This window comes from Pontibacter silvestris, from assembly GCF_020907275.1.
GTDB lineage: Bacteria > Bacteroidota > Bacteroidia > Cytophagales > Hymenobacteraceae > Pontibacter > Pontibacter silvestris.
Map to the genome: position 1 here is coordinate 91,915 of NZ_JAJJWI010000005.1, position 26,695 is coordinate 118,609.

At 40.9% G+C, this 26,695-nt stretch carries 22 protein-coding genes; 10 read left to right on the forward strand and 12 right to left on the reverse strand.

Annotation, left to right across the window (positions count from 1 at the left end):
• Positions 1-79: 79 nt before the first annotated feature.
• The 3 genes from LN995_RS06130 to LN995_RS06140 all read right to left on the reverse strand — a co-directional run bounded on the left by LN995_RS06130 (position 80) and on the right by LN995_RS06140 (position 1,978).
• Positions 80-664 (reverse strand): GNAT family N-acetyltransferase, encoded by a 585-nt coding sequence (locus LN995_RS06130; protein WP_229959442.1) that lies wholly within the window; start codon positions 662-664, stop codon positions 80-82.
• Positions 665-703: 39 nt separating this feature from the next.
• Complete coding sequence (locus tag LN995_RS06135; protein ID WP_229959444.1) at positions 704-1,204, reverse strand: DUF4920 domain-containing protein; 501 nt, start codon at positions 1,202-1,204, stop codon at positions 704-706.
• Between the two features lie 180 nt (positions 1,205-1,384).
• A complete protein-coding gene (locus LN995_RS06140) occupies positions 1,385-1,978 on the reverse strand; it encodes a hypothetical protein (protein WP_229959446.1) in 594 nt (197 codons plus the stop codon).
• Positions 1,979-2,265: 287 nt separating this feature from the next.
• On the opposite strand from LN995_RS06140, the gene LN995_RS06145 reads away from it, so the two are divergent.
• Positions 2,266-2,892 (forward strand): cytochrome c oxidase subunit 3, encoded by a 627-nt coding sequence (locus LN995_RS06145; protein WP_229959448.1) that lies wholly within the window; start codon positions 2,266-2,268, stop codon positions 2,890-2,892.
• A 204-nt stretch (positions 2,893-3,096) separates the two neighbouring features.
• Here the strand turns inward: LN995_RS06145 and LN995_RS06150 are convergent, their stop codons facing one another.
• A complete protein-coding gene (locus LN995_RS06150; RefSeq protein ID WP_229959449.1) occupies positions 3,097-5,625 on the reverse strand; it encodes a gliding motility-associated C-terminal domain-containing protein in 2,529 nt (842 codons plus the stop codon).
• 511 nt (positions 5,626-6,136) lie between these two features.
• Here LN995_RS06150 and LN995_RS06155 point away from each other — a divergent pair.
• Entirely contained in the window at positions 6,137-6,667 is a 531-nt protein-coding gene (locus LN995_RS06155) for a hypothetical protein (RefSeq protein ID WP_229959450.1), read from the forward strand.
• Positions 6,668-6,789: 122 nt separating this feature from the next.
• Here the strand turns inward: LN995_RS06155 and LN995_RS06160 are convergent, their stop codons facing one another.
• Together LN995_RS06160 and LN995_RS06165 are read right to left on the reverse strand one after the other, a co-directional pair.
• The gene (locus tag LN995_RS06160) at positions 6,790-7,221 is read right to left on the reverse strand and encodes a DUF2147 domain-containing protein (RefSeq protein ID WP_229959451.1); all 432 of its coding nucleotides are present in this window, start codon (positions 7,219-7,221) and stop codon (positions 6,790-6,792) included.
• A 1,237-nt stretch (positions 7,222-8,458) separates the two neighbouring features.
• Positions 8,459-9,022: a C40 family peptidase gene (locus LN995_RS06165; RefSeq protein ID WP_229959452.1), complete on the reverse strand. Its 564-nt coding sequence runs from the start codon at positions 9,020-9,022 to the stop codon at positions 8,459-8,461.
• A 300-nt stretch (positions 9,023-9,322) separates the two neighbouring features.
• On the opposite strand from LN995_RS06165, the gene LN995_RS06170 reads away from it, so the two are divergent.
• A complete protein-coding gene (locus tag LN995_RS06170; RefSeq protein WP_229959453.1) occupies positions 9,323-9,739 on the forward strand; it encodes a hypothetical protein in 417 nt (138 codons plus the stop codon).
• Positions 9,740-9,858: 119 nt separating this feature from the next.
• Positions 9,859-11,667 (forward strand): M61 family metallopeptidase, encoded by a 1,809-nt coding sequence (locus LN995_RS06175; protein WP_229959454.1) that lies wholly within the window; start codon positions 9,859-9,861, stop codon positions 11,665-11,667.
• A 140-nt stretch (positions 11,668-11,807) separates the two neighbouring features.
• Here LN995_RS06175 and LN995_RS06180 read toward each other — a convergent pair whose 3' ends face one another.
• Positions 11,808-13,232, reverse strand: a complete 1,425-nt coding sequence (locus LN995_RS06180) for a Glu/Leu/Phe/Val family dehydrogenase (protein WP_229959456.1) — start codon at positions 13,230-13,232, stop codon at positions 11,808-11,810.
• A 320-nt stretch (positions 13,233-13,552) separates the two neighbouring features.
• Here LN995_RS06180 and LN995_RS06185 point away from each other — a divergent pair, with 320 nt between their 5' ends.
• Positions 13,553-14,020 carry a hypothetical protein gene (locus tag LN995_RS06185; RefSeq protein ID WP_229959458.1) on the forward strand — a complete coding sequence of 156 codons (468 nt, stop codon included), beginning with the start codon at positions 13,553-13,555 and terminating at the stop codon, positions 14,018-14,020.
• Between the two features lie 82 nt (positions 14,021-14,102).
• On the opposite strand, the gene LN995_RS06190 is transcribed toward LN995_RS06185, so the two are convergent.
• Positions 14,103-14,711, reverse strand: a complete 609-nt coding sequence (locus tag LN995_RS06190; protein WP_229959460.1) for an FKBP-type peptidyl-prolyl cis-trans isomerase — start codon at positions 14,709-14,711, stop codon at positions 14,103-14,105.
• A 364-nt stretch (positions 14,712-15,075) separates the two neighbouring features.
• Between LN995_RS06190 and LN995_RS06195 the strand changes: the two genes are divergently transcribed.
• The 4 genes from LN995_RS06195 to LN995_RS06210 are packed head-to-tail and all read left to right on the forward strand — an operon-like array spanning position 15,076 to position 19,686.
• A complete protein-coding gene (locus LN995_RS06195) occupies positions 15,076-15,717 on the forward strand; it encodes a TetR/AcrR family transcriptional regulator (RefSeq protein ID WP_229959462.1) in 642 nt (213 codons plus the stop codon).
• 58 nt (positions 15,718-15,775) lie between these two features.
• Positions 15,776-17,071, forward strand: coding sequence for a TolC family protein (locus LN995_RS06200; protein WP_229959464.1), 1,296 nt, complete (start codon positions 15,776-15,778; stop codon positions 17,069-17,071).
• A 19-nt stretch (positions 17,072-17,090) separates the two neighbouring features.
• The gene (locus tag LN995_RS06205; protein ID WP_229959466.1) at positions 17,091-18,134 is read left to right on the forward strand and encodes an HlyD family secretion protein; all 1,044 of its coding nucleotides are present in this window, start codon (positions 17,091-17,093) and stop codon (positions 18,132-18,134) included.
• Positions 18,135-18,138: 4 nt separating this feature from the next.
• On the forward strand, positions 18,139-19,686 hold the full coding sequence (locus LN995_RS06210; protein WP_229959468.1) for a DHA2 family efflux MFS transporter permease subunit: 1,548 nt from the start codon (positions 18,139-18,141) through the stop codon (positions 19,684-19,686).
• 218 nt (positions 19,687-19,904) lie between these two features.
• On the opposite strand, the gene LN995_RS06215 is transcribed toward LN995_RS06210, so the two are convergent.
• Entirely contained in the window at positions 19,905-20,123 is a 219-nt protein-coding gene (locus LN995_RS06215; RefSeq protein ID WP_229959470.1) for a hypothetical protein, read from the reverse strand.
• 289 nt (positions 20,124-20,412) lie between these two features.
• Between LN995_RS06215 and LN995_RS06220 the strand changes: the two genes are divergently transcribed.
• Positions 20,413-21,975 carry an FMN-binding glutamate synthase family protein gene (locus LN995_RS06220; protein ID WP_229959472.1) on the forward strand — a complete coding sequence of 521 codons (1,563 nt, stop codon included), beginning with the start codon at positions 20,413-20,415 and terminating at the stop codon, positions 21,973-21,975.
• Between the two features lie 145 nt (positions 21,976-22,120).
• Here LN995_RS06220 and LN995_RS06225 read toward each other — a convergent pair whose 3' ends face one another.
• The 3 genes from LN995_RS06225 to LN995_RS06235 all read right to left on the reverse strand — a co-directional run bounded on the left by LN995_RS06225 (position 22,121) and on the right by LN995_RS06235 (position 26,669).
• Positions 22,121-22,270, reverse strand: a complete 150-nt coding sequence (locus tag LN995_RS06225) for a hypothetical protein (RefSeq protein WP_229959474.1) — start codon at positions 22,268-22,270, stop codon at positions 22,121-22,123.
• A 115-nt stretch (positions 22,271-22,385) separates the two neighbouring features.
• Positions 22,386-25,772, reverse strand: coding sequence for a methylmalonyl-CoA mutase family protein (locus LN995_RS06230; RefSeq protein ID WP_229959476.1), 3,387 nt, complete (start codon positions 25,770-25,772; stop codon positions 22,386-22,388).
• Positions 25,773-25,946: 174 nt separating this feature from the next.
• Positions 25,947-26,669: a LuxR C-terminal-related transcriptional regulator gene (locus LN995_RS06235; RefSeq protein WP_229959478.1), complete on the reverse strand. Its 723-nt coding sequence runs from the start codon at positions 26,667-26,669 to the stop codon at positions 25,947-25,949.
• Between the last annotated feature and the right edge of the window lie 26 nt (positions 26,670-26,695).

Consider the following 26,695-nt stretch of genomic DNA (forward strand, 5'->3'; position numbering starts at 1 on the left):
TGACTGGCGTAAAGCTGATGAAGCAACAATATGATAGCTGCAACATTACATGAAGTTATTTACAGGGCTATCTGTTAAGTCAGACTGCTTTTTCGGTTTTAACTGTATGCGGATGATACATTCTTTTATCAGTTTCAAGGATGGCATATTCAAAATTATCAGCCCAACCTGACTTTAGAGGAAGGACCTGCCTTTTTCTTCCTTCTTTTGTCATTCCGGCTTTCTCTAGTACTCTACTAGAGCCAATATTGTCAACAGCGCATCCAGCCTCTATTCTATGTAGTTTCAGGTCATTAAATCCGAAGTCCAGTATTCTGCTTAATGCTTCTGTGCCGAATCCTTTGCCCCAGTAAGCTGAATGTAGTTTATACCATACCTCTGCTCTGTTATACTTCCTGCTTCTCAGTTTTAAAGCAATCAACCCTATAAATTGGTTGCCTTTGTTTTGCTCGATAGCAAAAGTATAATTTGTAATCTCTTGTTGCTGATTATCCTGCACCCAGGGCTCTATAACTGAATGCGTTTCACTAATATTTTTCGGAATTCCTAATGTGTTGAACATATCTGTTTCAGGTAATGAGTGTAGTTGATGAACAGAAACTACGTCTGACATATCGATCAATCTTAGCTTCAATCTTTCAGTAAACAAATCTGTTCTTTTCATCTCTTTTCGGCCTAGTAGCAAATTATTATAATGTAAGGATTACTTTAAAACTATTCCATCAGCAACAAAATGCAGTTCTTCTTTTGGCTGTGTAATAGCTGCAATCTCAGCTGCTGGTTTGCCAGCATCCTGTGCATAATGGCGTTGCGCATCTACTGACACTACTTCTTTTTTTGCAGTGCCACTAAAAACAACCGTACGTCCTTTTAGGTCTTCTACAGGTAAAAAGAAAGCATAGTCCCTAAAAGTGACTTTCATGGTTCGGTTATCAGGTAACTTTACATCTGCCCAACAGCCTTTTGCCTGGCAGCTTTCTACTATTTCGGCACTCACAGTAGCCTGTACAGAGTCTTTGCCTGCAATAGCCTGCTGTAACATTGAAATAGATATTGGGTTGCTTTCAGAAAAAGGAGAACCAAAGGTATTCCCTACAGTTCGGGTCTCTCCTGTAGTAGTTTCAGTAACCTCGGAGATGGGTTTAGTTTGGTTGCAACTATATAAAGCAGTAGCGAAGAACAGCATTCGTAAGGCAGCTTTCATAACGTTATCTTTTGCTGGTATACATGACTAACAAATATAGCTACAGACCTAGTATTTAGGAAGTACAGCATCAAACAAAAATGATTAAAAAGGCCTGAACGAAAACAGTTAAACTCAAAACATATTACACCAAATGTAACGTTAGTAAGGGTAAACTGCGACAGAACAAATTTTTGTTACTTATTGGGATTCAATATCAGTCCATTTAGCGTTGTTAATAAAGATCTGGATTCGACCTGTTAAAATAGGAAGGTACTTAGCCGGTATACTTGCCTGGAAGTTATCTAACATCAGGTCGAAATTTGTGCTGAAGAAAATGGTGTTCCTGTCTGGTGTAAACAGCACCGGAATAACAGTCTGGTTCGTAATGCCCTGTAAGCTGATAGAGGTTTTTTTGCCTAAAGATTCTGGATAGATGTTGGTGTTGTTGCTGGCATTGGCTTTTTCAGCGGGTGCATCTATCAGAAGAACTAAGTCAGGGTACTTTGCACCATAGAGAACGTCATAAGCCATAGTTGGAGGTACGTTTTCATTGGTAGGATAGAGAGAACCAAGGTTAAGGACACATTCTATTTTTTGTGTGGCTTTGTTATAGCGCACCAAAAGATCTTTAGACGAATACTGATAGGGGCCTGTTTTACCCTCCAGATTGACGATTATAGTGTTGCTGCCTGTGTATGCTGATACTCTGGATTGAGCCTGCGTTTGATGGCAAATAAAAAATAAAAGCAGGGTGCTGAATATGCAAAGTGTGTTTTGTATAGCGTTTTTCATGTGCAGTTATTATGAATGCATTCTATACTAACGCAAAACAAAGGGTAAAGGTAATTGTTAGGAGTGTTACTTTTTAAAGATACTTTTATTAGAGGTAAAAGCTGGAATGTTCAAAAAAAATGCCTCTACTTTAAGGAATATAGCTTTATTAAGAATAAATTTATTGCTGAAAATTTAAAACTATAGATAGGTTCACAAGGTATACAGAATAGAAGTAAAAACTTGATTTTGATAGATTTATAACACAAAGGCATACGCATATTTCCGTGCCGCTTATTGAAGCTAGGATGGATTCAGATAAAAAAAATAAGGTTGATCATAAGCAACTCTCGGCTTTTGGCAAGATCGAGAAAATGCACCCAATCCGGATGCTACTGTACCTGAGCATGATCGGGATTGGGATACTTTTTACGATACTTTTAGTCGCATTTGTAAGAACAGGTGGTTTTGATGGTGAAAACTTTAAGCTTCCAAAGTTTTTTAATGTTAGTACTATCTTGCTACTTATCAGCAGCTATACTATAAGTAAGGTTCCGCGCATTTATAAAAAGGAAAAGCTCAGGAAAATGGTAAAGTACCTGGGTTTTACGCTCGGGCTGGGCTTGCTGTTTGTCGGAGCGCAATTTCTTGGCTGGAACGAGATGTCTAGAACAGGTGTAAGTTTTACGGGCAAGGCCTCAGGTACTTATTTGTACTTAATTTCGGCGCTGCATGTATTGCATTTACTTGGAGGCATTATTTTCTTATCGTTCCTGTTCTTTAAAACAGCTCATGTTGCCGCTGATGGTGTCAGGACGTTGATCTTTATTAGAGATCCTTTTCGCCGCCTGCAACTTTCTATGTTGTGCAGCTATTGGCACTTTATGGACTTCCTGTGGATGGGGCTATATATCGTATTCCTCTTTATGGCCTGATTATTGCTGGTCAATTAACAGAAAAGGCAGAAGAAGTATTGGTTATAACCTTACTTGTTCTGCCTTTTCTGTTAATTGGATTAAATTAATGGTTTTTTAAATTATTGTTTTGCATTAAGATATGCCAGTAGAGTTATCTTATCTTCCATCCTTGATTATTTGAGATAATTGTAGCCCAGAATCAGATGTTTGATCTCAAGGCTGTTAATGTACTATTGTTACAGTGCCTTTATACTGGCTGCTCCTGAAGTCTATAACATAAAAGTAAACCCCGTCATTTACACCCTTCCCGTCCCACTTAAACTTGTTATCATCACTCCTGAAAACTTCTTTTCCCCATCTGTTAAATATGGTAATATTTGAAAAAGAGGCTGTACAAAACTCTAAAGGTAATTCTGGTATTTCAAAGTAATCGTTCAGGCCATCTCCGTTAGGTGTAAAAATGTTAGCTGGCACAAAGTCTTTTAACTCCGGTACCACCACTTTAAACTCCATAGTTATTACCTCATCAGGAAAAGGAGAACAGGCATCTTCCCTGAGTTTGAAATTAACTTTGATATTGCCACGTTGAAACGCCTCACAGTTTGCTACCCAGTTAAATACACCTTCTGCTTTGCCGTTGCCATTAGTGCTGGTAAAGGTCATGCCCATAGCCTCCGTATCAAAACCGTCTCCTTCCAGCCACAGGTTAAGCGGGTTCAGGTTTATATCTTCACCAAAAAGCTTGGCTTCAAAAGGCTGGTTCAGGTCCAGTTCAAAAGTTAGTACCTTCTGGTCAGTGGAAATAACCGGAGCGTCATTAACATCCTTCACATGAAACTCCATGGTAATGGCCTGGTTAGGGGAGGGTACGCATGCATCTTCTGCAAGAGTAAAGGTAACACGCGCTACACCATTTGTTGCCGCAAGACATACTGCATTCCAGCTAAACAGGCCTGTTGCTTCACCGTTGCTTCCTGTGCTGGTAAAATTCATACCCAAATCGGACAACTCAAAGCCTTCGCCAGCGGCAGAAAGTGTAAGCCCGTTCATATCGGTATCATTGCCAAATATACTTGCTTCAAAAAGTTCGTCTAAGCCTAGTTCAATTACCAGTATTTCCTGATCTGTGCTTATGACAGGCGCATTGTTGTTATAGATGGTTCGTACCTCCACAAGCTCTGTTTTGCTAACTTCTTCTCCGCAGACCATGGAAGTAGCTTTAAACTCCACCAGATAGGATTCCTGTTGTACGGTCGCACAGTTTATGTTCCAGGAGAAATTAGAAGTAACTTCTCCTGGCTTGGTCTGGCTTGGGAAAATAATGTTCTGGCTTCCCAAGTCAAAATTCTGGCCTGTTGCTGTTAAGGTTATATCGTGGCCATCGTTGTCAAAGCCAGTAACATCAAAACTTAGTACATCTCCCTCTGTTACTTCAAACACACGTGTTGGGGTCGATAGTGAAACGCCGGGAGGAGTGTCTGGTATGGGGTCAATTGTAAAGCTGAGCTGCAGGGTATCCTGACGAGGCAGACTACAGCCATCGTCCTGGGCTATCAGGTTTAGCTTAAACACTTTACCTCCTGTATCGAAACATTCAGCAAAGCAAATTGTGGCTTTAAGAGTGTCGTTTGCTGCGCCTGGTTGGTTAATGTTACCTTGCGTTATACCCTGAAAAGTATAGTCAGAACTGGAGAAGTTTTCTGGTAAGGTTTTAAGAGACAGAAACTCATTTGGGTCAACATCTGTGAACATCACTTCAACACAACGGTTGCCTGTAGCGTCAATGCGCATGACGTCTGTGTCCTTATAAAGGTCAGTAGTTCCTTGCGCCCTGGCCATAACTTCAGGGCTGCTGTTTGTGGCGCACTCAAGTACCAGTACCTGAAAGTCGCGACGTACTTCTCCTATTTTTTGCCCATTCCTGAATTCCTGGCATCTGATACCAAATACAAACAAGCCTTTGCTTTGAGGACGCATTATAAGCCTGCCGGTCTGTGCATCAATATTGATAGGAGGGGAACCCTGAATCTGGGTGTTTTCGCTATAGCCCGATAGCCACCTTATCTCAGGATAAGGTGCTGTTCCTGGCGTGTCATAGTAGTTATAGGCAGGCATAGCGGTGGAGGTGTAACCGTTTAAAGGTGTTACCATATCATAAACAAGAGAGTCTCCGTCTGGGTCTGTTCCGTTAAAGTCAAAGTAAAATAGTTCACCCACGCAGGCATAGTCGTTTAGTGGTGGAAATAACTTTGGAGAGGAGTTATTAAAAAAATCCCCATTCTTAACTACAGGAGGAAACTCCATGTAAAATGTTTGCGCTGCAGCCCCCGGAGACACAATATTATTTATGGTATTGTTTCGGCAGCAGCGTTCCCAGGTAACATAGTAACCCTGAGAGTGATTATATCTTCTGGGGGAGAGGTTTATAGTTTCATAGTAAACTATTTTTCGTGTTCGCAGACTACCTATGGCACAGTCTATATTAGTATAATTTACATAAGACTGTGACTTAATAGTCATGTCCTGCGTCAGCATTAGCCTGTTTGAGCCTTTTTCAAAAACATTAACTGTAATCAGTTGGTCAAGTGCACCAGGGTTGCCATTAACATCATCGAAATAGAGGTTTAGGGTGAGCCTGTAATTATACTCTTGCAGATGTTCCAGTTCAAACTCACCACCTACAATATGGGTAGCATAAGCGTTAAAACACAGAATTATACCTGCTAACAGAAAGAGGAAGCGTTTAAGCATAAGCGTAGTTCATATTTGGGATAAGAGGAACTTCTTTGGCTATTTAAATTTAATAATATTATCTGTGAAAATCTCAATATAAAGAAGCGCACTCTTATTTTTAGAAAATTTTATAATACAATAAATGGGCATGTATCGGTTGTTTTCATAATACTTTTCTTTTTAAGAGCTAGTGGTTGTTGCTTTATATGATTATTGTTATATATAAAAAGTATAATTTACTGCTAATGCTGAGCTGGAACAGCTTATAGTAATAAGTAGTACTTAAGTGGTAATTTTTAGAAACTGGTTTTTAGAATATAGCCCTGTCAGGTTGCAAAAAAGTTATTTTCTCATTTAAAGTTATTCTTGCCATGCTCTAAGCCAAACTATCGGTATAAAAATCCGTTTAACCGCTTTTAGTGGCCCACTATAAACATTTTGCACTTTAATTGGTTTATTACGCACCATTCGCCTTATAATTATTATAAGGAGATATAATAATAGTATCAAAATAAAGTTATGAAAAGCCATGTTTCAAAGTTGCCGACGAGCCAGAGGCAGTGTAGAGACAATTGGCACTAAAGAGACATCAATGGAAACGCTAACACAAGAACTCGAAACAAAAAGGCGGTTGCTACAGGAGTGTATGAAGGTACTTAACGTACAAATAAAAGCCGCTAAAGACGCTATGGAAGATGCACAGCAGAGCGCAAATGAATCACAAGGAGCAATGGAAGATAAATTTGAGTCTTTTCGTGAAAACTGTCAGATTCAGCGTGATATGTACGCTCGGCAGTTAGACGACCTTATGACGACCATGGCACTTTTGCGTCGTATAAATGCTACAAAGCAAAACAGCGAAGTGTCTCCTGGTGCAGTCGTTCAAACAGAACTGCAAAACTATTTTATAGGAGTAAGCTTAGGTGAAATGAAAATTGACGGAGAATCTTTTTATGCCATTTCAGCCATGTCTCCGTTATATAAGGCCATGGCAGGTAGAGCAGCAGGAGATACATTTGTATTTAGAGATAAGGCATATAAGATACTTCAGGTTTCTTAACAGATAGTTAAGAAACTGGCTGTTGATTATAGAGAGTATCTGTTTGGGCTAAACTGGTAAAAGCAACAAAAGATGCCCGTTTCTATTTATAGAGACAGGCATTTTTTGTTTATAGGAGCAACTTACTCAACTCTCGTCCAAGTCTGGGTGCGGCCAATTAAAGAGATACCTAAATAACCTTTTACCTCCATTTTATTTTTATTAATCATCTTCATATAGCAGGAGTAGGTTTTGCCACTTTCCGGGTCATAAATGGTGCCATCGTCCCACTTGTTATTATCAACATATTCAAAACCTTTCATAAACTCTAGTCCAACCAAAGGGCGGGAGCGCAACTTTGCTTCCGGGTTATTAACATCAGTCTTGGGTTTACCATTAAGGTTAGGCTCCTTTATAGAAGCGATCCTGCCACAAAGCTTATCGCCGCACTTGTAGATCTCAAATTTGCCTTTTCCGTCCTGGTTGGTCCAGGTGCCAATGGGAGACAGGCTCTGAGCCCATGTGCTAGCAGTAATAAGTAAGAGTGTAAAAAATAACAATAAGGGCTTTTTCATAAATTAAAAATTGTCCTGTGGATACTGTAATATAGTAACTATTCTTTTATTTGTTAGCGAGAGAAAACAGTTTTTATCTATTCCAGAGTAAAATATGCAGTTAAGCAACATGATAATAAAGCTGAGACAACTTAAAAATGTGCTTAGAACAAAATCTTGTGCATGTTGTTGATTACCTTTTACTTATAGACTAAATATTTACACTAATTTTATACTACACAAAGTTCAGGTTTTTGTAAAATATATTAAATGCAATTTTATCGTGCTGATTCATAGGTGTTTAAAAGGTTGAATGTGCTTTTTTTGTTCCTGTAAGCCCATTCTTTAATCAAGGCTGGTAAAGAAGCTGCAAGAAAAGTATAAAAAATATCTTGTTATGCTTGTGAACTATTTGTGCATAATTTATCTTTAGATATCAGTAGTAGCGAGTGCTACAGCTTTAAATCAGATGGTCTGAAAGAAGACCGGAGTTTTAGAGTTTATGTTGGACTAAAGAGAAAGGAGGTGCTATGTCTAATCCATCAGTCGTCTTAGTAAGCACAGGTAATTTTGTTCACCTTAATAGTGAACTAGCTTAGTAAGCAGTACCTTACTGCTTATGCAGTGATTATTACCTTTGATCTTTGTATTGGTGCCGCTGAACAACAGTGCGCCGCTTATTAAGATTAAGAAGGATTTTTTTTAATGCCTGATGTAACTTGACGGGCTACATCAGGCATTTTCTTTTTTACTCTCCTATATATCTTCCTTATAAATACTGTTGTTCCTTAACCGCCTTTCTCTTGAAAAAGAGCCTATATAAAATAACACAGCCACAAAGCAGCTTATGGCAGCAATAAGTGTAAAGGCACTGTTGTATCTTATATCAGGAGCACCATAATATAAACGCATGATGGCCAATGCTCCGAAAAGAAGCGTGAGAGCAGTAACGGAGTTGAACACAAACCAATTATGCTTCTTTAAAGAATTTGTAAAGGCTATAAGCAACACACCAAAGGCTGGTGCGATTAATACAATTGTTGGCTGGGCTGGTATCAGAAAATAAGCAGCTAGACCTGCTGTTATTAATACAACAGAATTTATTAGGTTTATAATGTAAGGATGTACCATGACGTTTATCGTTTTTTAATTAGGGCACGTTCGCCCGTGTGGTAATGGTTCTGTTTACGAGAAAAAGCGCAACAGTTATATCTTAAGCAACATTAAGCTCATTCTGCCAGAAAAGCAGCTTTAGTTATTATAAAACACCTCGCACTTCCATAAAGCGCTTTTCATAACCTGTGCCTTTAACTTTGCTTACTTTAACACCACCGTTAGAGGAAGCGTGAACAAAAGATATAGTGTCGCCAGGAGAGGAGATAACTATGCCTACATGCCCCGGTTTTCTTATGCTCGAGTTAGTACCGGTAAATATTACAATGTCCCCAGGCTTTGCCTCCTGCCTTTTTACAGACTGCCCTTCTTTTGCCTGCATGGCTGATGAGTGAGGTAGACTAAGGCCGTAGGTTTTGTAAACATAAGTGATGAAACCAGAGCAATCAAAACCTTTCGGGGTAATGCCAGCATAAACATAAGGCCTTCCTATCATACTCATGGCATAAGTTACAATGTCTTTCCTTTTATTATGCTGATAAAGCCTCTTAGTGTTGACTGGCTGAAGTGCTGAAGTTGATGTATCTGTATGAATTATTGTTCGGGTATGGACGAGGTGGTCTGGTATAGGGGTCTTAACCTGCTTTTTTATCAGCGAACCAGACATTAATGATAGGGGGGATAATACCAGGAACAATAATTTTTTCATTATAGCTTGATTAATTATTTATATATAATAATATTTGTATAAATATATATTAGATACTTTCTAATTGCGTTGTAAAGGCTCTAAACAATAAGCGGCACTAATTAATTTCTGATGTAAGGAAAAGGTTAAAGTATGATTTTGGTAACATATATTTACACCTTATATACATACGTTCGCCATTATTATGATGCTGTTTACAATTAAAATAAAAATAATGAAACATTTTGAGGCTTAAATTAAATAGTATCTTAAAAAATATATATATTTGACGTATATCATTCTATAAGGAGACTAAAGAAGATGATTTGTGCAAGAAAATCTTTCAGTGTTTCAAGTGAAGCGCATGAAAACAGACTTTATTTAGAGTGCTTTGCGGAGCTTCAGTCAGAAGAGTTTCGTAAGAGTCTTTTGGAGGCACTACAGTTTGCAAAAGAAAACCACATAAAGCAATGGGTGCTTGACTTCAAAAAGATAGGAAAACTGAGCGAGGAAGAAGAGACATGGCTGCATGCTGAGCTGTTTCCAAAGATGATGATGATGCTAGGCTCTGATAACTTTGTAGCCATTGTGCTGTCAGAGCAGTGCTACAAGCATTTGTTGAGCGAAGCTGGCTTTTATGGCCTGCAGAGCTATAACTCTTTTATTATTATGAATACTTTTTATGAGGTGGAAAATGCTATATCCTGGCTTGATTCCAGCTCTCTAAGATGTGCTTAAACAGCAAAAAGAGTTTTTAGATAGCAGATGCCTTTAACTTGGTGCTTGTAGTACAGATTTTGAAAAGCTGGTAATTTATTGTAAAATGCCAAAGCTTAAACTAAATCTAAACCTTCCATATGCTCAAACAAAAGCAATTTGCACATTCACTCTTTCTTATTGCATTTTTATGTCTAAGTAACGTGGCGGCTGTGTTGGCAGCTGAGTTGCGTTACACTCTTTCGATGCCAGAGCCACATACGCACTACTTTAAAGTAGAAGCAGAGCTTTCCGGTATAAAAAAGAATTACGTTGATTTTACCATGCCTGTGTGGGCACCGGGTTCTTACCTGGTTCGGGAGTTTGCCAAAAACGTTGAAAGCTTCCGGGCCACAGATAATGCTGGTAATAGCCTTCGTTCTGAAAAAATAGACAAGAACACCTGGCGCGTGTACAGTAATAAAGCTGACCTCGTACGTGCCAGCTACGATGTGTATGCTTATGAGTTGAGCGTGCGCACCAGTTTTTTAGATACCTCTCATGGTTACCTGAATGGAACAAGTATTTTTATGTATCCCGAAGGATATCAGGACTTGAGTGGTACCCTTGTCGTGAAACCTTACAAAGAATGGAACACTATTTCTACAGGGCTTAAAAGTACGGGTAAGTTCACCTACACGTTCCCTAACTACGATATCCTGGCAGACTCTCCGCTAGAAATCGGCAACCATAAAGTATTGCATTTTACATCCTCAGGAGTACCTCACGAAGTTGCTATGTACGGCGAGGCAAACTACGACGAAGAGCGTTTGCTAGCTGATATGAAGAAAGTAACAGAAGAGGCCGCTTCAGTTATGGGTGAACTGCCTGTGGAGCGTTATGTATTTATTGTCCATAACCTGAACCGTGGCGGCGGCGGTTTGGAGCACCTGAACTCTACTACCTTACAAACTTCCCGCTGGAACTATGGCACCGAGAAAGGCTACTCAGGCTTTATGTCTTTAGTGGCTCATGAATATTTTCACCTATGGAATGTAAAAAGGTTGCGTCCTATGGCTCTCGGGCCTTTCAACTATAATGAAGAAAACTACACGACACTTCTTTGGGTATCGGAGGGTATTACCAGTTTCTACGATGATCTTATTGTACGCCGCACTAATTTAATATCCCCTGAGCGTTATTTAGGTATTATCGCCGGTAGTATCAATTCAGTGGAGAACACTCCAGGAAATAAAGTTCAAACTGTTTCGGAAGCCAGCTTTGATGCCTGGATTAAGTACTACCGCCGTAATGAGAACTCCAATAATGCAGAGGTTTCTTACTATACTAAAGGAGGTGTGCTTGGCCAGTTGCTTAACATGGACATAATGAAGAGCACTAACGGTGAGAAGAGCCTGGATGATGCCATGCGCTACATGTACAACCGTTACTACAAAAAACTGAAAAGAGGGTTTACGGAGCAGGAGTTTAAGGAAGGGCTGGAGAAAACGGCTGGTCATAACTTTGATGCTTTCTTCAGGGACTATGTGAACGGCACTAAAACACCTGATTATAATGCGTATTTTGATGCAGCTGGCTTGCGCTTGGTAAACCTGAATGAAGGTCGTAACACGGCCAGTTGGGGTGCTTCTACAGCAGTTGCCGATGGTAAAGTTATTGTTCGTTCTGTTGAGCGTGGTTCCAGTGCCTGGAATGGTGGCATTAATGTGAATGACGAGATTGTTGCCATAAATGGAAACCGTGCTGGTAGCAATTTAGAACAATTTGTAACTGATCGCGAGGTAGGAGAAACCCTTAAAGTGGAGGTTGTGCGTGATGGCCAGCTTATGACACTTCAGGTGCCTATGGTGAAAGATGAGTCAGTGCGTTACACTTTTGAACGTGTACCAAACCCAACACCACAACAACAGGAAATTTTGGAAAAGTGGCTAGAGCTAAATAATATATAGACACAGACAAACTTTAACAATGGTGAGCCTGATGTGAGTAATTGCATTGTCTCACCGTTTTATTAGAGCCTGATAAAGAGAAAAAGCCCGGTTGCAGCATCATTTTGCAACCGGGCTTTCTTTGAAAGATAACAGTCAGATCAAGGGAAAATGCCCAATGCTTCGTAGCTTACGCCAATCTTTTCTATGGCAGTTAAGAAGGCTGCAGTACGCAGGTCAGGAATTTGCTTCTGTACCATTACATCGCGTATTTCGTGATAAGCATTTATCATTGTGTCTTCCAGGCCAGAACGTACAAGGTCTACCTCGTCAGAACCATGAATCAGGAAGGCTCTTTCCTGGGCTGTTATACTTTTACCTGTTGCTGTTTCAATGGCATTTACAATGCGACGGAAGTTCGCTTCTTCTGCTCTTTTGCCGATGCGGCCAAACCGTACATTTGACAGGTTCTTTAACCACTCAAAATAAGACACCGTTACACCACCTGCATTCAGGTAAAGGTCGGGCAGAACAATAATACCTTTTGCTACCAGTATCTGATCAGCTTCACGGGTAATAGGTCCGTTAGCTCCCTCGGCCACTATTTTAGCTTTGATATTGCCAGCATTGCCGCTGTGTATCTGGTTTTCAAGTGCTGCCGGAATTAGTATATCACAATCCATTTCCAGCAACTCCAGTGAGTTCTCAATGTTTTTAGCGTTCTTATAGTTTAAGATAGAGCCATTTGTGCTGCGATGCTTATACGCATCCTGTACATCAATGCCATTAGGGTCATATATACCTCCTTCGCGTTCTGCAATACCGACAATAACACCGCCATCCTGCTGGCAGAAATAAGCTGCATGGTAACCTACGTTACCCAGCCCCTGCACAATAATACGTTTTCCCTCCATCGAGCCACCTTCGAGGCCGGCTTTTTTAAGCAGGTCAGTGTCTTCCAGAGCTTCCCGAATACCGTAGTAAACCCCTAAACCAGTTGCTTCGGCACGGCCTCTTATACCTCCCTGCCCCACAGGTTTACCGGTAACGCAGCCTAATGCATTGGTTTCGCCGTATTTCAGTGCCTGATAAGTATCAGCTATCCAGGCCATTTCTCGGCTACCCGTTCCATAATCTGGTGCCGGTACATCTATGCCCGGCCCAATCAGGTTCTTTCGGATGAGTTCGGTTGCGTATCGGCGTGTTACTTTCTCAAGTGTTTTAACGGAACTTGTGCGGGGGTTTATTTTTACACCTCCTTTAGCACCACCAAATGGCACATCTACCACCGCACACTTAAAAGTCATAAGAGAAGCGAGGGCTTTTACCTCGTCCTCATCTACCTGCATACTATAGCGTATACCGCCTTTAGAAGGAAGCTTGTGGTGGCTGTGCTGTACTCTTATTCCTTCTATAACCTCTATTCTACCCTCTATTTCAACAGGAAAAGATACTTTGTAGACACTGTTACAAGCTTTTATCTGTGCTAAAATGCCAGAGTCTAAGCGTGAAAAGCTGGCTGCGTGATCAAAATACTGGTGGACACTGTCTAAGAATTTCTTTCCTTCGTTATGGTTGTTTCCCATACAAATAGTTGTTTTTATAAACGTTTGATGATTAAAGAACGGCTGAAGAAACTATTTGTTCTCCCTTTTAATACTTATGTTTTGCTATATTTTTTTTATATAAAATATTATAAATAATGTTACGTTATTGTAAAGAATTCGTAAGTAAGCTTTATCAAAGAAAGAATTATAAAAAAGGAAGTGAAGTAAAGCCTGTTTAAGCTTCTTTCTGCAATATAGAGATATTTTGATATTCCGAAAGCATAACTAAATTATAGGTTTTGTTTAAAGCTACTAAAGGGTAATATGAACTACAAAACAAGTCAGTGGGGAGGAGTGAGATGATAGTAGAAGAATGGTATAACCGAAAAGAAGTAACTGGGCTGAACCAGGCACTTCAGGATAAGCTTTATATTGAATACCAGGTGGAGACCAGCACATTAGTTATTGGTTGGGAAGGAGATGTCACCTCTAAAGAAATACGTGATGGATATAAGCTGGTGCTAGACCTGGTACATATGTACAAACCTAATAAGTGGGTGTTAGACTTAACTAAAAGGGAGTTTATCAAAGGAAAAGATCGACGTTGGGTGTTTACTAATATTTTTTCAAAGGCTTTACGTTTTCTGAATGAGGATATTTTTGTTGCCATTATACAGCCTGTTGACACTTTTCAGAACCTTGTAAGCGAGTTGCAGGGGGATGAATTAATGTATAACGAGAATTTTCTAATTATAAACCACTTCCTATATCAGGAAGCAGGCAAGAGATGGCTTGATGAAATGTCCAGGCTAAACAAAAGCGCCTGAAGCATCAGAAACGAGAAGCGGCTCCTCCTTGTAAACAAAGAAAAGCCGCTTTATGATATACCTGTTATCAAAGTATTGTACCTTAATGAACAGAGATAAGTTCTACATCAAAAATAAGGGTAGTATTAGGGCCTATTACATCACCAGCTCCCTGTGAGCCATAAGCTAGATCAGACGGAACATATAGTCTCCATTTGGCTCCTTCTTTCATCAGCTGCAAAGCTTCTGTCCAGCCGGCAATTACACCGTTAACCGGAAAAGTGGCAGGCTGGCCACGTTCGTAGCTAGAGTCAAATACAGTTCCATCTATTAGAGTACCGTGGTAATGGGTAGTTACCTGATCATTCTTAGAAGGTGACTTACCTGAGCCTTCGCTTAACACTTCATACTGCAAACCGCTAGGCAATGTCTTAACACCCTCTTTATTTTTGTTAGCCGCTAAAAATTCCTCACCGGCTTTTTTGTTTTCACCGCCCTGAGCGTTTTGTTTCTGCCCCAATTCCTGTTGCAATGCCATCATAGCCTGCTGAATATCAGCATTTGACAAAGAAGATGGTTTACCGGCTAACACTTCTTTCATACCCTGGATAAAAGGCTCTGCTTCAATGTCAATGCCTTGTTTTCTTAGGTTTGAGGCCATGTCACGGCCTATAATGTAGCTAATCTTGTCTTTTAAATTGTTTAATTCCATAATGATTGGTTTGCGCACCTGAAGGTACTATGAAAACAAAATGCGTTGCCAGGCAACGCTAAGTTGCAAAGCTACGCATTTTGTTCAGAACGAAAACTAGCGACTAGAGTTGTTGATTAACCTTGTTGCCTTGGTCAGCATGAGCACACTTTTAGTAAGACAACAGTTTTGTTTCAGGTTCTACGCAAGGAATAGCCGTGCTTTTTTAGATAAAGCTGTAGCTGTTATTATCTTATTTCAAAGAAAGCTCACGGCTCCAATTTTTTAAAAAATATTCATGAAAATCAGGTCTTTGGAAATTCTTTTAGGAATAGATTTGTTTTTTAATCAATCGATTGATTAATTTTGCAGCGCAATGAGGGTTATGACAGAGAAAAATAAAGAAGATAAAAAAGAACATATTCTAAGCATCGCGGAGAAAGTGTTTGCAGAGTTAGGCTACGAAGGTGCTTCAACCCGCCATTTAGCCCAAGAGGCTGGTGTGAATATGGCAATGATTAATTATTACTTTGGTTCAAAAGACGGTTTAATGAAAGCTGTGCTGGAACGTCGCATTACTGGTATGCGAAACTCACTGGTGGAAGTAAAGGAACTGAATATTCCGTCTTGGGAGAAACTGAAGCAAGCCATTGACCTTTATCTGGATAGGGTAATGGAGAACAACTCTTTTCACCGGATTATCTATCGAGAGGTTTCTTTAACACAACGTTCCGATATGGCTGATTTTATCTCGGATAATATACTTAAAAATATAAATGCTCTAAAAGATATTGTGGAAGAAGGTATTCAGAATGGAGCCTTTCGCCACGTGGATGTTGAGATGGTTATCGCCAGTATATTAGGTACTAAATACTTTATTGTAAACTCTCCACAAATTTCGTCAAGGTTACTGAAAAAGGATTTTCAGGATCAGGATGTAATGGAGAAAGAAATCAAACTTCGCATCAAAAAATTTGTTCACGAATATTTACAAGCCTTTTTATTGAATAATGATCCCCAAAACTAGTTATTTAAAGCAGCTGCTGTACATAAAAACTGGCAGCTATCTACAGAAAATCACCTTTATGGTGTTATGCCTGCTTGCAACAAGTGCGGCTTCGGCTCAGGGAGCTAAAAATATTACTTTGCAGGAGGCAATAAATCTTGGGCTGCAAAACAGCAAGGAGTTAAAGCTGTCGCAGACAAAGATAGACCAAGCGATAGCGCAATATCATCAGGTAAAAGACCAAGCTTTGCCAACTGGTAGTGTAAGTTATACTTATAACCACGCTGAAATACCAACCACCACTTTCCAGATGTCTAAGGAGGCGGAACCATTTCATCTGCCAAGAAGAGCTGATGCCTTTATAGGTACTTTCTCTTTACAGGAAGTAATATTTGGAGGAAATCGGTTGCGTTATGCCAAACAGTCAACGGACTTGTTGACACAAGTGGCAAAGTTAGATGCTGACAAAGACAAAGAAAATGTTGTGTTCAATATTGCCAATGCTTACTTCAACTTATATAAGTTACAGCAAAGCAAAAAAGTGGTAGAGCAAAACCTGGAGTCTGTTGATCAGCAAATAAAGAGAGCTCAGAGGTTCTTTGAACAAGGTTTGGTTACTAAAAACGATGTATTGCGCTTTCAGTTACAACGCAGCAATATTGAACTTTCTGCTGTTGACCTAGAGACAAACCGCAAAGTGGTAGTTTATAACCTGAACTTAATGATTGGGTTGCCAGAGAGTACAGACATAGTTGTAAATGAACTTGGCACTCCTGAAGAACTGTTAGCTCCGCTTACTGCTTTTATAGATACAGCCTTAACACAACGCAGTGAAATCAAAGCGCTCGATATACATAAAATAGTGGCAGATAATAGCATTAAGTCTATTAAAGGAGAAATGATGCCTTCTGTTTTAGCTGTGGCAGATGCTTACTACCTGAACCCTAATGGCAAGCTTATTCCTGGGTCTTATAATTATTTGGCTCCGATAGCAGCGGGTGTAACAGTAGCCTGGAACTTCGATGGACTTTGGATGAATAAAAACAAGATAAGCGAAGCGAAAATTCAACGTTCACAGCTGGATATTAACAAGGATTTAGCAGTTGATAATGTGAAGTCTGAAGTAAACCAGAGTTACCAGAACTACCAGAAAGCGCTGGATAGAATCAGGATACTGGAAACATCCATCGCACAGGCCAGAGAAAATGACCGCATGCTGGAGTCGCAGTATCAGAACAAAGTAGCATCAGCCACGGATCGTATTGATGCCGAAACACAACTTTTCCAGTCACTTATTAACCTGGAATTAGCTAAGGCAGATGCCGAAATAGCTTATTACACCTTATTAAAATCAACAGGAACAATAACAAAATAACAATAACAGTAAACACAGAATGGAAACCGGAAAGAAAAAGTCTAACATAGTAATTCCTATCATACTAGCTATCATCATTGTTGTAGGTGGGATCTTTGGTGTTAAGGAGTACTTATACTTTAGCAAGCACGAAGACACAGACGATGCTCAGATTGATGGAGACATTAGCCCTGTGGTAGCACGTGTGGGCGGTTATGTCGATACCATCATGTTTGAAGAAAACCAGCATGTTGACCAGGGACAGTTGCTGGTAAAGCTGGATGACCGTGATTATCAGATTAAATTGGAGCAGGCACTTGCTGCACAGAAAGGAGCCAGTGCCGGAATTAATGTGTCGCAGGCCCAAATTACTGCCACTGCTGCCAATGCTACTACTGCCAAGGCTAACATTGAGTCAGCTAAGGTTAGGTTATGGCAAGCCAATCAAGACTTTGCCCGTTATGAGAATCTTGTTAAAGATGGCTCAATAACCCAACAACAATTTGACCAGGCTAAAGCTGAAAGGGATGTAGCTAAGGCTGCTCTTACAGCCGCACAAGATCAGTATAGAGCAGCTTTAGAGCAAGTAGGCACTACACGCTCACAATTAACAGTAGCCAATGTAGGTGTTGACCAGCGCCAGGCTGATGTTGATTTTGCTAAACTACAGCTGTCTTATACCACACTATCTGCTCCAGCAAGTGGTATCACTTCTAAAAAGAACGTGCAGGTAGGCCAGCTGGTACAGCCAGGTCAGACATTGTTCTCTATCGTGAACGACAACAGCCTGTATGTAACTGCTAACTTCAAAGAAACACAACTTGAAAACCTGCGTGAAGGACAGAAAGTGGATATTGTAGTAGATGCTTTCCCTGATCAGGTTCTTAATGGTGAGATCTACAACTTCTCACCCGCTACTGGTGCCAAGTTCTCGTTACTGCCTCCAGACAATGCCACAGGTAACTTCGTGAAAGTAGTACAGCGTGTCCCAGTTAAAATTAAAATAAATGCAAACGAAGAAATCATGAAGAAGCTGCGCCCTGGTATGAGCGTAAAAGTTTCTGTGCTGACCAAAGAGGGGTAAAGTTATGGCTGAAACAGGATTTAAAAAGTGGGCAATTACGATTACAGTGATCACAGCTTCGTTACTGGAGCTGATTGACACCACTATCGTAAACGTCGCCATGCCGCAGATTCAGGGTAACCTGGGAGCGACACTGGAAGATATTGCCTGGGTAGTAACTGGCTATGCTGTGGCCAACGTAATTGTTCTTCCAATGTCGGGGTGGCTGGGAGGCCGCTTCGGCAGGAAAACATACTTCATGGCCTCCATCATTTTGTTTACCGTTTCCTCCTTTTTGTGTGGTAATGCGGCCAATTTTGATGAGCTGGTACTGTTCCGGATTCTACAAGGTTTAGCCGGAGGTGGTTTGTTGTCTACGGCACAGTCCATTCTACTGGAAACATGGCCTCGTGAACAAGTGGGTACTGCTACAGCACTGTTTGGATTAGGAGCTGTGGTAGGCCCAACATTAGGCCCAACCATTGGTGGCTATATCACAGATAACTACTCTTGGCCCTGGATCTTTTATGTAAACATTCCGGTTGGAATTATGGCCGCCTTTGCTACATATTTCTTTGTAAAGCCAACGCCTAAGGAGCCAAAAGGTAACCCGATTGACTGGTGGGGAATTGGTTTACTGGCTGTTGCCGTAGGCTGTTTACAGACCTTGCTGGAAAAAGGAGAGTCTGAAGACTGGTTCGAAACAACTTATATTGTAGTGCTGGCTGTTGCGGCTGTTATTGGGGGGCTGCTGTTTGTATGGCGTGAGCTTACGACCGAACACCCTATCGTTAACCTGAACATTTTGCGGCACAGGAGTTTTGCCATTGGTATGTTTACTTCTTTTGTGCTGGGTTTTGGTTTGTATGGTTCTATGTTCGTATTCCCGATATTCTGCCAGAACCTGCTGGGTTTTACAGCCCAGCAAAGCGGTATGATTCTGCTGCCTGGTGGTTTGTTTACCATTGTTATGATGCCTTTTGTGGGTAAAATGCTCCAGAGAGGAGTGCCCGCTCAATTTATGGCCACAGTCGGCATGCTGTTGTTCTTTATCTTCTCCTGGATGCTCAGTAACTCTACCTTAGTGTCTGGCACAGGCGATTTCTTCTGGCCTTTGGCCATACGGGGTGTAGGTATGGCTTTATTGTTCGTGCCGCTTACAACACTTGCCATTCAAGACCTGCAAGGCAAAGAGATAGGGCAGGGTACAGGCTTAAACAATATGAGCCGCCAGTTAGGAGGTTCGTTTGGTATCGCGGCCTTAACTACGCTTATACACGTGCGCCAGGGAATGCACCGTAATAACCTGTTGGTAAACATAAACGAATATAACACAGCCTTTGTAAACCGGTTTAACGGACTAGTGCAGAATTTTGTGTCTAAAGGATATACTTTACTTGATGCAAAGACAGCGGCTTATAAAGCAATTGAGGGTATGGTAACAAGGCAAACAGTCTTACTGACCTATACTGATGCTTATTGGGTAGCAGGACTGATCATGCTATTTTCTATCCCGCTACTTTACCTGCAGAAGTTTAAAAAGAATGCGAATGTCCCAACCGATGTTCACTAGAACATCAGACACAAGTATAAAATAAGCTTAAGACAAAATGGCTGCTTCTTTAAATAAGAGGTGGCCATTTTTATTTCTGTTTATTATAGATAAAGATGATAATCATCTTCCTGTTGAAGGTTGCTGTAAGACAGCCAGTTTTTCATAAGTATACCTACAGTAGTTCCTAATAGGAAAAGCGATGAGAGTTTCGTAATGGCTTTCATATGCATTAAGATTTAAATAAAGCTAACAATCGTTAAACGCACAAAAAACACCCTTAGTTCTGGCTGACTATTATCAAAAAATAATGTTTGTATTACCTGATTATTATCTTCTGTAGAAAACTGATATAGTAAGAAATGAATCTTATTTAATAATAGCAATATTACATTTTTAAGCTTATCTTTTTGATAAAAAAATAATATCATTTTTACTGGAAATGCTTTTGTTGCCATTTTTTAAAATGATTTAGGTTTTTCAGAAAACTTTATTCTAACTTTGCCTCAAAATTATAGACAGATAGCTTTTTAGCCCATTGTTTTTAATGAAGAATCCGGATTTGCCAATTAGTTCATTAGATGTTATGAACAGAATTTATATAGGTGTTGGGCTGAACAGTTGTTGTCTTTTTCCACTTCCCATCTCAGGTTAACTATACAAGATTTATCCTAATCATGAAACATAATGGCAAGAGTGTTTTCACTCTTTTGCCTGCTTAATACTTAATGTACAATCAAATTTTATATGGCAAGTAAAGTTAGCGTCAGACAAACTATAGGGTATGTCTTTATCGCGTCTTATCTAATTACTTTCTTCTTCTCTGTTTTTGATAAACAGATGCTATGGCTGTTACTGGCTATAGTGCCCTTGCATATAGTATATTTCAGAGACCTGTGTCAGGGGCGGCACACCATTCTTCGCAACTACCCAATTGTTGGCCATCTGCGTTATATTTTCGAAAGCTTCAGACCAGAAATCAGGCAGTATTTCTTTGAGTCTGACCTGGACGGAAAGCCTTTCAGCAGACGCCAGCGCTCTATTGTATACCAGCGAGCCAAGAATGTGCGCGAAACAGTTCCTTTCGGTATGCAGAGCAACAGCCAAGAGCCAGGCTTTGAATGGATAGCACATAGTATGTTCCCGGTGCATGTAAAAGAAGATGCTTTACGTGTTACAGTGGGAAGTAACCGTTGTGCTAAACCATATAACTGCAGTATTTATAACATATCTGCCATGAGCTATGGCTCCCTGAGCAAAACAGCCATGAAAGCGCTGAATGGTGGTGCTAAACTAGGTGGCTTTGCGCATAATACGGGCGAGGGAGGCATTAGTCCTTTTCACTTGGAGGAAGGGGGCGACCTGATCTGGCAGATTGGTACAGGCAACTTTGGGTGCCGCGATAACCACGGTAATTTTTCTGAAGAGCGGTTTGCACAACAGGTAATGCACCCTAACATTAAGATGGTTGAGATTAAAATATCTCAAGGTGCAAAACCTGGGCATGGAGGTATATTGCCTGGTGCTAAAAACACTCCTGAAATTGCTGCCATTCGCCAAGTTGAACCTTATACGACTGTGGTTTCTCCACCTGCTCACTCTGCTTTTACTGATCAGTTTACCCTGCTGCTGTATATAGAGAAACTTCGTGTGTTGTCTGGAGGCAAGCCGATTGGAATTAAGCTGTGTATTGGTAATAAGCAGGAGTTTGAGCGTATTTGCCAAGAGATGATGCACAACCAACTCTACCCGGACTTCATCACAATAGATGGTGCAGAGGGTGGTACAGGTGCGGCCCCTTTAGAATTTACAGACAGCTTAGGTATGCCCCTTTATGATGCATTAGCTTTTGTGCATAACATGCTTAAAAAATACGGGTTGCGTGACCAGATAAAACTGATGGCTGCCGGTAAAATCATAACAGGTGTTGATATTATTAAGGCTGTAGCCTTAGGTGCTGACATGTGTTATAGTGCTCGCGGAATGATGTTTGCCTTAGGCTGTATTCAGGCCTTGCAGTGTGACTCAGGCCGATGCCCTGTAGGCATTGCTACGCAGGATAAAAGCCTTTATGATGGCTTAGATGTAGCCGATAAACGTGTGCGTGTGGCTAATTTCCACCGCAATACCCTAAAATCGACTATGGAGGTAATGGAAGCTTGTGGTTTTAAATCACTCAAAGACATTACACCAGATAAGGTATTCCGACGCGTAGAGCCAGGTAAAACGCTTAGCTTTAAAGACATTTACTTTACACGTAATGCTAAAGGAAGCACAACCGAATTTAACCAGAACTATGTGTTAAATTAAAGTCATTGAGGTTGAACAGCAAAGGGCCCTTGTTTACCAGTAGTGGTGAGCAAGGGCGCTTTGCTGTTCAATAAGTATGTTTTATGAAGGCTTCTTACATGGTTTTTTCTTTGAAAACTGTGGAAGAAGCTTTTGCTCTTAGGGATTATAGATAGACGTTATCATCTTCATCAGAAAGATCAATGTTTACTTCTTCGTTTTTTAAGGAATTAGCTATATAAATGAAAGCAATAGCCCCAAGTAACAGCAAAGTTGATCCTAAAAGAAGGAAAGAACTTGTAAATGATGTTTCCATATACGTATTCAGCTAAAAGTTTTTTAGAAGTACCTAAATACGGGATGTAAGATAATGTGTTGTTTTATTTAATTAAATAATTATTTAAATTCAAGCGTATTAGCTAAAACCAATATTACATATTTCTGCGGTACTGACCACCAACTTCAAATAAGGCATTCGTAATTTGACCAAGGGAGCAGATTTTTACCGTTTCCATCAGTTCCTCAAAGATGTTCCCGTTGTTGATGGCTACTTGTTGCAGGCGCTTCAGTTGTTCTTCAGACTTATCTGCATTACCTTTCTGTAATGCCTGAACCATATGAATCTGGTATTTCTTCTCTTCTTCTGTAGCACGAATTACCTCTGTCGGAACAACAGTAGGAGAGCCCTTAGATGAAAGGAAGGTATTTACGCCTATGATCGGGTATTTACCTGAGTGCTTTAGTGTCTCATAGTAAAGGCTTTCTTCCTGAATTTTGCCACGCTGATACATGGTTTCCATAGCACCTAAAACACCTCCTCGTTCAGTAATACGATCAAACTCCATCAGTACAGCCTCTTCAACAAGGTCTGTCAGCTCTTCTATAATAAAAGAGCCCTGCAACGGGTTCTCGTTTTTCGATAGGCCTAACTCACGGTTGATTATCAATTGAATCGCCATGGCGCGTCGTACAGAGGCCTCGGTAGGAGTGGTGATAGCCTCATCGTAGGCATTGGTGTGCAGGGAATTACAGTTGTCATAAATAGCGTAAAGAGCCTGCAACGTAGTACGAATATCATTAAAGTCTATTTCCTGTGCGTGCAAAGAGCGGCCGGATGTCTGAATATGATATTTCAACATTTGGGAACGTGCATCTGCACCGTACTTTTGCTTCATAGCTTTGGCCCAGATGCGACGTGCCACACGGCCAATTACGGCATATTCTGGGTCAATACCATTTGAGAAAAAGAAGCTCAGATTCGAAGCAAACTTATTAATGTTCATGCCCCGGCTTATGTAGTATTCTACAAAGGTAAAGCCATTTGCCAGCGTAAAGGCCAACTGTGAGATAGGGTTGGCACCAGCCTCAGCAATATGATAGCCAGAGATAGATACAGAATAGAAGTTACGTACGCTATGGTCTATGAAGTACTGTTGTACGTCACCCATTAAACGTAAGGAGAACTCTGTTGAGAATATACAGGTGTTCTGTGCCTGATCCTCTTTCAGAATGTCTGCCTGCACAGTACCGCGCACAGCTGCCAGTGTACGTTCTTTTATTTGGGCATATACATCAGCAGGCAAAACAAGGTCGCCGGTAACGCCTAATAACATTAATCCTAAACCATTGTTACCCTCAGGCAATGCACCCTGGTACTGTGGGCGGATTACTCCTTTTTCTTTATATATAGCTTCTATTTTAGCCTTTATTTCTTCCTCCAAGCCATGCTCCTTAATATATAGTTCGCATTGCTGGTCTATAGCTGCAATCATAAAGAAAGCAGTGAGTATAGCTGCAGGACCATTGATGGTCATGGAAACCGAAGTCATGGGATCTGCTAAGTTGAAGCCTGAGTAAAGCTTTTTGGCATTGTCGAGGCAGCAGACGCTTACACCGGAGTTACCAATCTTACCATAAATGTCTGGTCGGTAGTCAGGGTCCTCTCCGTAAAGCGTAACAGAGTCAAAAGCCGTGGACAAGCGCTTGGCAGGCATACCCAAGCTTACGTAGTGGAAGCGACGGTTGGTACGTTCCGGGCCGCCTTCACCGGCAAACATACGGGTAGGGTCTTCTCCTTCTCTTTTAAAAGGGAACACGCCTGCTGTGTAGGGGAACTCCCCCGGAACATTCTCCTGCAGGTTCCATTTCAGCAGATCACCCCATGCTTCATAGCGTGGTAAAGAAATCTTAGGTATCTGTAGCTGCGACAGAGACGTTGTATGTGTCTTTATTTTAATCTCTTTATCACGGACTTTAAAGATGTAGAACTCATTCTTATATGCCTGTACTTTCTCTTTCCAGTTCTCCAGTATCTTCTTATTCTGCCCATCCAGGTTCAGTTCTACCTCGGCATAAGCTTCCTCCAACTGCTTAACCAGGCGATCTTTATCTTCTATTTCCAGCCCCTGTACAGCCTCAATCGATTTACGAATACTATATAACTTCTGAGCGATCTCTGCTTGTTCTTTGCTCCATTTGTCGTAGCTGCGAATGGTTTCGGAGATTTCAGAAAGGTAGCGTGTTCGGCTTGTAGGGATAATAAACACCTTCTCAGACATTTCGTTTGTTGCCTGCAGTTTTGATTTGAAGGTAATACCTGTTCTCTCTGTTACTGTAGCCATAATGGCTCTGTAAAGGTGGTTCATGCCCGGGTCGTTGAACTGGGAGGCAATGGTGCCAAAAACAGGAACTTCCTCGTCGCTTACGTCCCACAAATGGTGATTGCGCTTGTATTGTTTTTTTACATCACGCAAGGCATCCAGAGCCCCTCGCTTATCGAATTTGTTAAGGGCAATAATATCGGCAAAATCGAGCATGTCGATTTTTTCAAGCTGCGTGGCGGCTCCAAATTCCGGTGTCATTACATAAAGGCTTACATCAGAATGCTCTGTAATTTCTGTGTCAGACTGGCCTATGCCGGATGTCTCTAATATAATCAGGTCAAAAGAGGCAGCTTTTACAATGTCTACCGCATCCTGCACATATTTGCTGAGAGCAAGGTTACTCTGGCGGGTAGCAAGCGAACGCATATACACTCTGTCACTAGAGATGGCATTCATGCGTATTCTGTCGCCAAGCAAAGCGCCACCTGTTTTGCGCTTTGAGGGATCAACTGAAATAATTGCTATGTTCTTATCAGGGAAATCCAGCAGGAAACGCCGCACCAGCTCATCTACTAAAGAGGACTTACCGGCACCGCCTGTGCCAGTTATACCCAGCACAGGAGTAGCTACTGTTTGCGCCTGCTCTTTTATCTGCTGCAATATGCTTTTAGTGTCTTCTGGAAAGTTCTCTGCAGCAGATATAAGCCTAGCTATGGCTTTGGGATCTTTTTCCTTCAGGTGCTTTGGTTCTCCATTCAGGTTTTTACCTGTCGGAAAATCGCACTTCTGTAGCATATCATTTATCATGCCTTGCAGTCCCATTGCCCGCCCGTCGTCAGGGGAGTAGATGCGCGAAATTCCATAGGCCTGTAACTCTTCCACCTCATCCGGCAGAATAACACCACCGCCACCTCCAAATATCCTGATGTGGCCACTGCTGCGCTCCTGTAGCAAGTCGTACATATATTTAAAGTACTCCAGGTGGCCGCCTTGGTAAGAGGTAATGGCAATGGCCTGTGCATCTTCCTGAATGGCACAATCGACAATTTCCTGTACGGCCCTGTTATGTCCTAGGTGAATTACTTCAGCGCCAGAAGCCTGAATAATACGCCGCATAATATTGATGGAAGCGTCGTGGCCGTCGAATAGCGAAGCTGCTGTAACGACACGAACATGATTTACAGGCTTATAAGTTTCTATTTGCTGCGTTTGCATATGAATGCGAATAATCTTAAACTAACTAACGTTTAAATATACGCAAATAGATTTGGATTGAGTGGATTTTGAATAGAGTAGAGAGTTTAGGTTTTTTTGCTGGCTTAAAATCATTGCTGCCTAAAAACGGGAATAAGCTGCTGAACTTATAAACAGCTACAACAGTGTGTATGGTTAGCCTAATCCTGTTTCTTTAGCCAGAGAAACTAAATCGGCCACATTAGATGTGCCCAGCTTTTTCTGAATGTTTCGGCGGTGTGTTGTTACTGTATGCAGGCTTAAGAAAAGCTTATCTGCAATATTTTTTGTACTCATCCCTTTACAGATAAGGTTAAGTATTTCCAGCTCTCTCTTTCGTAGACTTTTAAAGAGTAATTTGTTCTTTAGTTTTAAATTTTCACGGAGGGCTTCAATTAATTGCTTTTCAGTGTTCATCTGCGGGCTCATGTCTACGTCAACACAAAGCAACTCCTTTACATTGCCCTTGTCGTCTGTATTATATGCCTTCGCCCAGCCTACGAACCACCTGTAATTGTCCTGGTCTTTATGCTTTGCCCGGAATATGCCGCCGTATTCTGCTCCGGTAAAGTGCTGGTAATGATCTACACTGTCATCCGGTACATTTTGATCCTCTGGATGAACAACCTCCTTAAAATATTGTAAGCCACCCATCTTCAGGATGTCACTCAGAGTATATCCTAAGGTTTCTTCGTTAGTTTTATTGCACCACACTAGGCCTTTCTCTAAATCGGATATATAGATATTGGCAGGTACCTCATGCACCACTCTTTCAAGAAAAGCACATTTTTCCTGAAGTAAAGCAAGCTCTTTTTCTACATCTTTCAATTTTTGAGATTCATTGTTATCAGGAGAAGCTTTGGTAACCTTTTTAAGCATAAGCAGGAATTTTTATCAGAGCACAA